The 5,506-nt window shown below is 73.0% G+C and carries 5 protein-coding genes; all 5 read right to left on the bottom strand.

Features of this window, described 5'->3' with window-relative positions; translation table 11 throughout:
- Positions 1 to 34: 34 nt before the first annotated feature.
- Positions 35 to 1,465 carry an L-fucose/L-arabinose isomerase family protein gene (locus AB0G02_RS27160; RefSeq protein WP_360798978.1) on the bottom strand — a complete coding sequence of 477 codons (1,431 nt, stop codon included), beginning with the start codon at positions 1,463 to 1,465 and terminating at the stop codon, positions 35 to 37.
- Positions 1,462 to 2,535 (bottom strand): rhamnose ABC transporter substrate-binding protein, encoded by a 1,074-nt coding sequence (gene rhaS / locus AB0G02_RS27155; protein WP_360798975.1) that lies wholly within the window; start codon positions 2,533 to 2,535, stop codon positions 1,462 to 1,464. Before rhaS ends, AB0G02_RS27160 begins: the two co-directional genes overlap by 4 nt.
- Entirely contained in the window at positions 2,532 to 3,521 is a 990-nt protein-coding gene (locus tag AB0G02_RS27150) for an ABC transporter permease (protein ID WP_360798972.1), read from the bottom strand. The genes rhaS and AB0G02_RS27150 overlap by 4 nt, the downstream gene beginning before the upstream one ends.
- Positions 3,514 to 4,512 carry an ABC transporter permease gene (locus AB0G02_RS27145; protein ID WP_360798969.1) on the bottom strand — a complete coding sequence of 333 codons (999 nt, stop codon included), beginning with the start codon at positions 4,510 to 4,512 and terminating at the stop codon, positions 3,514 to 3,516. The genes AB0G02_RS27150 and AB0G02_RS27145 overlap by 8 nt, the downstream gene beginning before the upstream one ends.
- On the bottom strand, positions 4,509 to 5,506 hold a 998-nt coding region (locus tag AB0G02_RS27140), incomplete at its 5' end, for a sugar ABC transporter ATP-binding protein (RefSeq protein ID WP_360798966.1). The genes AB0G02_RS27140 and AB0G02_RS27145, both read right to left, overlap by 4 nt.

The raw sequence follows: 5,506 nt of genomic DNA, 5'->3' as shown, positions 1-5,506 counted from the left end.
CGCGCTCCCTACCCGGCGGAACGCCGCGTCGGCGTCAGACCTGCACGAGCGCGACACCGAGCAGGTCCGCGACCGCCCGCAGGTCGGCGGCGCGGTGACCGGCGCCGAGCGCCCAGTGGTGCGCGACGCCACTGGCCGACCACGCGTCGGTCCACTCCCCCGGGTCACGGCCGAAGTCCACCCGGCTGGTCGTGTTGCCGATCCGCATCAGCGGCCCGTCCGCCACCTCCCCCTCGGCCACCACGAACGTGTACCGACCCTCGCGGTCCTGGCCGATGCCGAACAGGGTCACCGGCCCGCGCGCGACGGTGACCTCCACCGAGACGCCCCAGCCGCGCTTGCCGTGGTAGACGCCGAGCCCGCGCAGCGACGGCCGCCCGCCGCCCATGGCCAGGTGCGCCGGTCCGTCGTGCCCCATCTCGACGTGCCCGCGGGTGAAGTCCAGCGCCTGCAGCTCGGTGAACGACCCGTCCGCGCCCAGCACGTCGAGGACCAGCATGGCGAGGCTGGTGCGCAACTCGTACTCACCGGCCGCCGGCACGCCGCGCGCGGTGAGCAGGCTGGCGCCCAGGATCATCCCGGCGCCCAACCGCTCGTGCACCTCGCCCTCCAGCCCCCGGTGGTAGTAGGCGAGGCTGTCCAGCTCGAAGTCGGTGACCAGCCGGTCCAGGCCCACGGACACCCTCGCGGCCCACGCCAGGTCGTCCGGGTCCACCGAGGCGTCGCAGTCGAACGTCGCCCGCGCCTCGGCCACCCTGTCCGCCACCTCCCCGTCGGTCACGTCCCGCACCCGCACGCGCAGGTCGTCGTACTCCAGCACCTCCACGTGCCCGCCGAAGTGCGCGTTGACCAGCGCCAGGTCGGTGGAGACGTCGTACATGCCGGGGTACAGGTGGCCCATCAGCCCGTGCCTGCCGTGCCGCAGCACCTTGCGCACGCCCGCCGCCGCGATCCACCGGCCGATCCGCTCCCACGCCCGCTCGTCGCGGAGGTGGCCGGACACGCTGCGGAACTCCACCCCGGCACGCCGGAACGCGGTGGCCATCTCCGGCAACGAGCACGCCCCGCAGTACGCGAGCCACTGGCCGGTGTCCACGGTGGCGTGGTCCATCGACTCGGTGGGCTGGAGGTTGACCAGCAGCACCGGCGCCCCGCTGCGCTGCGCCACCGGCATCAGCATCGTGGCCGTCAGGTACGTGGTGAGGAAGCCGACGATCAGGTCGCAGCCCGCCACCCGCAGCTCCTCGGCCGCCGCCGCGCCCTCCTGGGCGTCGGAGACGAACCCGACGTCCACGACGTCGGCGTCGAACCCGCCGATCCGCTCACCGACGTACGCGGCCGACTCGCGCAACGCCGGCAGCAGGTCGGGGAACTGCGGCCAGTAGGCGCCCAGTCCGCCCGCGACGAGCCCGACCGTCGGCCGGCGCCTGGTGCTGGTCATGGGGGTCACCCGCTCCGGGGTCAGAAGTCGAACCGGTCGATGTTGCCGGCGTCGAACGTGGTCGGCGGGCCGAGGATGATCTCGCCGTTCCTGCCGATCGTCCGCTCACCGAGCCGGCCCGCCTGGAGCTTCTCCCCCTCGGCGCCGGTGATCCGGCCGGACGCGAGCGCGGCGGCGGCGTACCCGGCGAGGTAGCCCAGTTGGCTGGGGTCCCACAGGGCGAACCGCCGCACCGTGCCGTCCTTGACGAACTGCCGCATCTGGTTGGGCGTGCCCAGACCGGTCAACGCCACCTTGCCCTTGTACGGCGAGGACGAGATGTACCGGGCGGCGGCGGAGATGCCCACGGTGGTCGGGGACACGATCCCCTTGAGGTCCGGGATGGACTGGAGCAGCGCCTGGGTCTCCTGGAACGACTTCTGGTCGTCGTCGTCCCCGTACGCCTCCTTGACCAGCTCCAGGCCCGCGTGCTCGGGCTTGGCCAGCTCGTCCTTCATGAACTCGATCCAGGTGTTCTGGTTGGTGGCGTTCGGCGTGGCCGACAGGATCGCGATCCTGCCCCGCCCACCGACCTGCTCGGAGATGAGCGCGACCTGGGAGCGCCCGATGTCCTCGGAGTTCGCCTGGTTGACGAACACCTGCCTGGCCCCGACCGCCGCGTCCGAGTCGTAGGTGACCACCGCGATGCCCTTGGCCATGGCGTCCTTCAACGCGGGCGCGACCGCGTTGGGGTCGTTGGCGGCGATCACGATCGCGTCCTGCCGCTGCTGCACGAGCGTGTTGATGTAGGACACCTGGGAGGACGCCGACGCGTCCGACGGGCCGACCTCCTTGCCCTCGCCCTTCAGCTCGGTGACCGCCTCGATGCCGCCCTTGTCCACGATGATCTCGTAGGGGTTGTCGACCTCCTTCGGCAGGAAGGCGATCTTCAGGCCCGCCTCGACCGGCGCGTCCGGGTCGGCGGTGCGGCCGGTCCCGGTGGAGCCGCCCGCGTCCGACCCCGCCGTGGAGTCCTTGGTCGTGCCGCCGCACGCCGCGACGAGCACGATCGCGAGCGCGACACCGGCCAGCTTCGGCACTGCGTGCGACTTCATCGTTGTTCCTCCAGGTGTGGGACGGGCCGTCGTGCGCGCAGCCGGTTCGCGGCCACCGGCACGAGCACCGAGACGATCAGCAGCAGGCCGTTGATGACGTTCTGGACCTCGTTGGTCACGTCGTTGAGGAACAGCACGTTGCGCAGCCCGGCCATCAGCAGCAGCGCGCTCGCCACGCCCAGCACGCCACCGCGTCCGCCGAAGATCGACACGCCGCCCAGCAGCACCGCCGTCACCGCGACCAGCTCCATGCCGTTGGCGTTGTCCGCGCGGGCGCTGTTGTACCGCAGGGTGTAGATCAACGACGCCATCGCGCACAGCACGCCGGACACGACGTACAGGGTGGCCTTGATGCGGTCCACCCGGATGCCGGAGAACCGCGCGGTCTGCTCGCCCAGGCCGATGGCGTACAACGCACGTCCCACCGGCGTGCGGTGCACGACCAGGGCCGCCAGCAGCCCGACCACCAGCACGGGGATCAGCGTGTACGGCAGGAACGTGCCGGGGATGGCGTCGGTGGCGAACGGCCGGTAGTTCTCCGGGAAGCCGGTCACCGCGCCGTCGCCCAGCACGCCGTAGGCCAGGCCCCGGTACAGCCCGAGCGTGCCGATCGTGACCGCCAGCGCGGGCAGCCCGAACCACACGACCAGGCCCGCGTTCACCGCGCCCAGCACCGCGCCCGCCACCAGCACCAGCGGCACGATCGTCTCGAACGGCACGCCCGCGTCCCACAGCACGCCGGTCGACGCCGAGCAGAAGCCCAGGACCGACGCCACCGACAGGTCGATCTCGCCGGTGAGCACGATCGGCAGCAACGCCATCGCCAGCAGCGCGACCTCGGTGAAGTCCTGCACCAGGAAACCGACGTTGTCCGCCTCGGCGAAACCGGGCGTGCCGACCGAGCCGAACGCGAACACGGCGACGCACAGCAGCAGCAGGACGGTCTCCCAGCGCAGCACGCGCTCGCGCCACGCCGGCTCACGCACGGCTCAGGCTCCTCTCCCGGCGCAGCCGCGCGGCCAGCCGCAGCATCACGGCCCGGTCCAGCGAGATGGCCAGCAGCAGCGCCGCCCCGTCCACCGCGCGCTGCCAGAACGCGGGCACGCCGAGGACCGGTAACGCACCGGTGATCGTGGTGAGCAGCAGCGCGCCGAGCACCGCGCCCAGCACCGACCCGCTCCCGCCGAAGATCGCCACGCCGCCCACGACGACGGCGGCCACCACCGCCAGCTCACGACCGCTGCCCACGGAGGCGTTGATGGTGCCGAAGTACGCGGCGTGCAGCACACCCGCGAGGCCGACCAGCGCGCCGGACACGACGAACGCGGTGAACACCCGCCTGCCCGCCGGGATGCCCGCCAACCGCGCCGCCTCCGGGTTCGACCCGATCGCGTACAGCTCGCGGCCGGACCGGAGGTTGTGCAGCGCGTACCCGGTCACCACCAGCGCCACCAACGCGATCAGGGTGAGGTGGGGGACGCCGAGCACGGCCCCGCTGCCGAACGCCAGGAAGTCCGGCGACATGCGGTCGGCGTTGACCTGCCGCACCCCCGTGGCACTGGCCCAGCCGTAGTCCAGGCCGCGGAACACGTACAGCGTGCCCAGCGTGACCACCAGCGCGGGCACCTCGGCCACCGCGACCAGCGCGCCGTTGACCGCGCCGCACACCGCGCCCAGCGCGATCCCGGCCACCAGCACGAGGACGACGGGCATCGCCCGGTCGGCCAGGAAGAGCTGCCCGGACAGGAACGCGGTCAGGCCCATCACCGAGCCGACCGACAGGTCGATGTTGCGGGTGATCACCAGCAGCGCCTGCCCGATCGCGAGCAGGGAGATGACGGAGGCGTTGAGGAACAGGTCGTGCAGCCCCTGCGCGTTGAGGAACGCGGGCCGCACCGCCGCGGTCACCGCGACCACGACGACGAGCGCCACCACGATGCCCAGCTCACGCCCGGACAGCAGCGCGCGCAGCCTCATGCCGCGCTCCCGTTCCCGGTCGCCGCGCGCATCACGGCCTCCTCGGTGGCGCTGGTGCCGGACAGCTCGGCGGTGATCCGGCCCTCGTGCACCACCAGCACCCGGTCCGCCATGCCGAGCACCTCGGGCAGCTCGGACGAGATCAGCAGCACGGCCATGCCGCCCGCCGCGAGCTCGGCCAGCAGGGCGTGCACCTCGACCTTCGTGCCGATGTCGATGCCCCTGGTCGGCTCGTCCACGATCAGCACGGACGGTCCGGTGGCCAGCCACTTGCCCAGCACGAGCTTCTGCTGGTTGCCGCCGGACAGGGTGGCCGCCGGGTCGGTGGGGCGGCCCGCCTTCAACGACAGCCGGCCGCCCCACTCCCGCGCCAGCGCCCGTTCCCGGCCGCGTCGGGTGATCCAGCCGGGTGAGACCTCGCGCAGCAGGGCCAGGCTCGCGTTGCGCTCGATCGACAGCTCCGGCACCAGGCCCTGCTCGCGGCGGTCCTCCGGCACCAGCGCCACGCCGCGGTCGATGGCCGCGCGCGGGTCGCCGGCGGGCAGCTCCACGCCGTCGACCGACACCGTGCCCGCGTCCCGCCCGTCGACGCCGAACACCGCCCTGGCCACCTCCGTGCGGCCGGAGCCGACCAGCCCGGCGAGGCCGACGACCTCGCCGCGCCGCACCTCGAACGAGATGTCGTGGAACACCCCGGCGCGGGTCAGGCCGTCGACCACCAGGCGCGGCTCACCGACCCGCGTGCGCCGCTCGGGGAACAGCTGCTCGACCGACCGGCCGACCATGCGCCGGACCAGCTCGTCGTGCCCGACCCCGGCCATCGGGTCGGTCGAGACCAGCGCCCCGTCGCGCAACACGGTGACCCGGTCGCACAGCTCGTACATCTCCTCCAGCCGGTGCGAGATGAACAGCAGCGCCGCGCCGCGCTCCGCGAGCCCGCGCGCCACCCGGAACAGCCGCTCGGCCTCGACCGCGGACAGCGCGGCGGTCGGCT

Origin of the sequence: Actinosynnema sp. NPDC023658 (genome assembly GCF_040639995.1) — a bacterium.
Lineage (GTDB): Bacteria > Actinomycetota > Actinomycetes > Mycobacteriales > Pseudonocardiaceae > Actinosynnema.
This window is presented reverse-complemented; position numbering and strand designations above follow the sequence as displayed.

Excerpts from the sequence above, each read along its gene's own strand:
- rhaS (WP_360798975.1), bottom strand. The coding sequence starts at position 2,535 with ATGAAGTCGCACGCAGTGCCGAAGCTGGCCGGTGTCGCGCTCGCGATC.
- AB0G02_RS27145 (WP_360798969.1), bottom strand. The coding sequence starts at position 4,512 with ATGAGGCTGCGCGCGCTGCTGTCCGGGCGTGAGCTGGGCATCGTGGTG.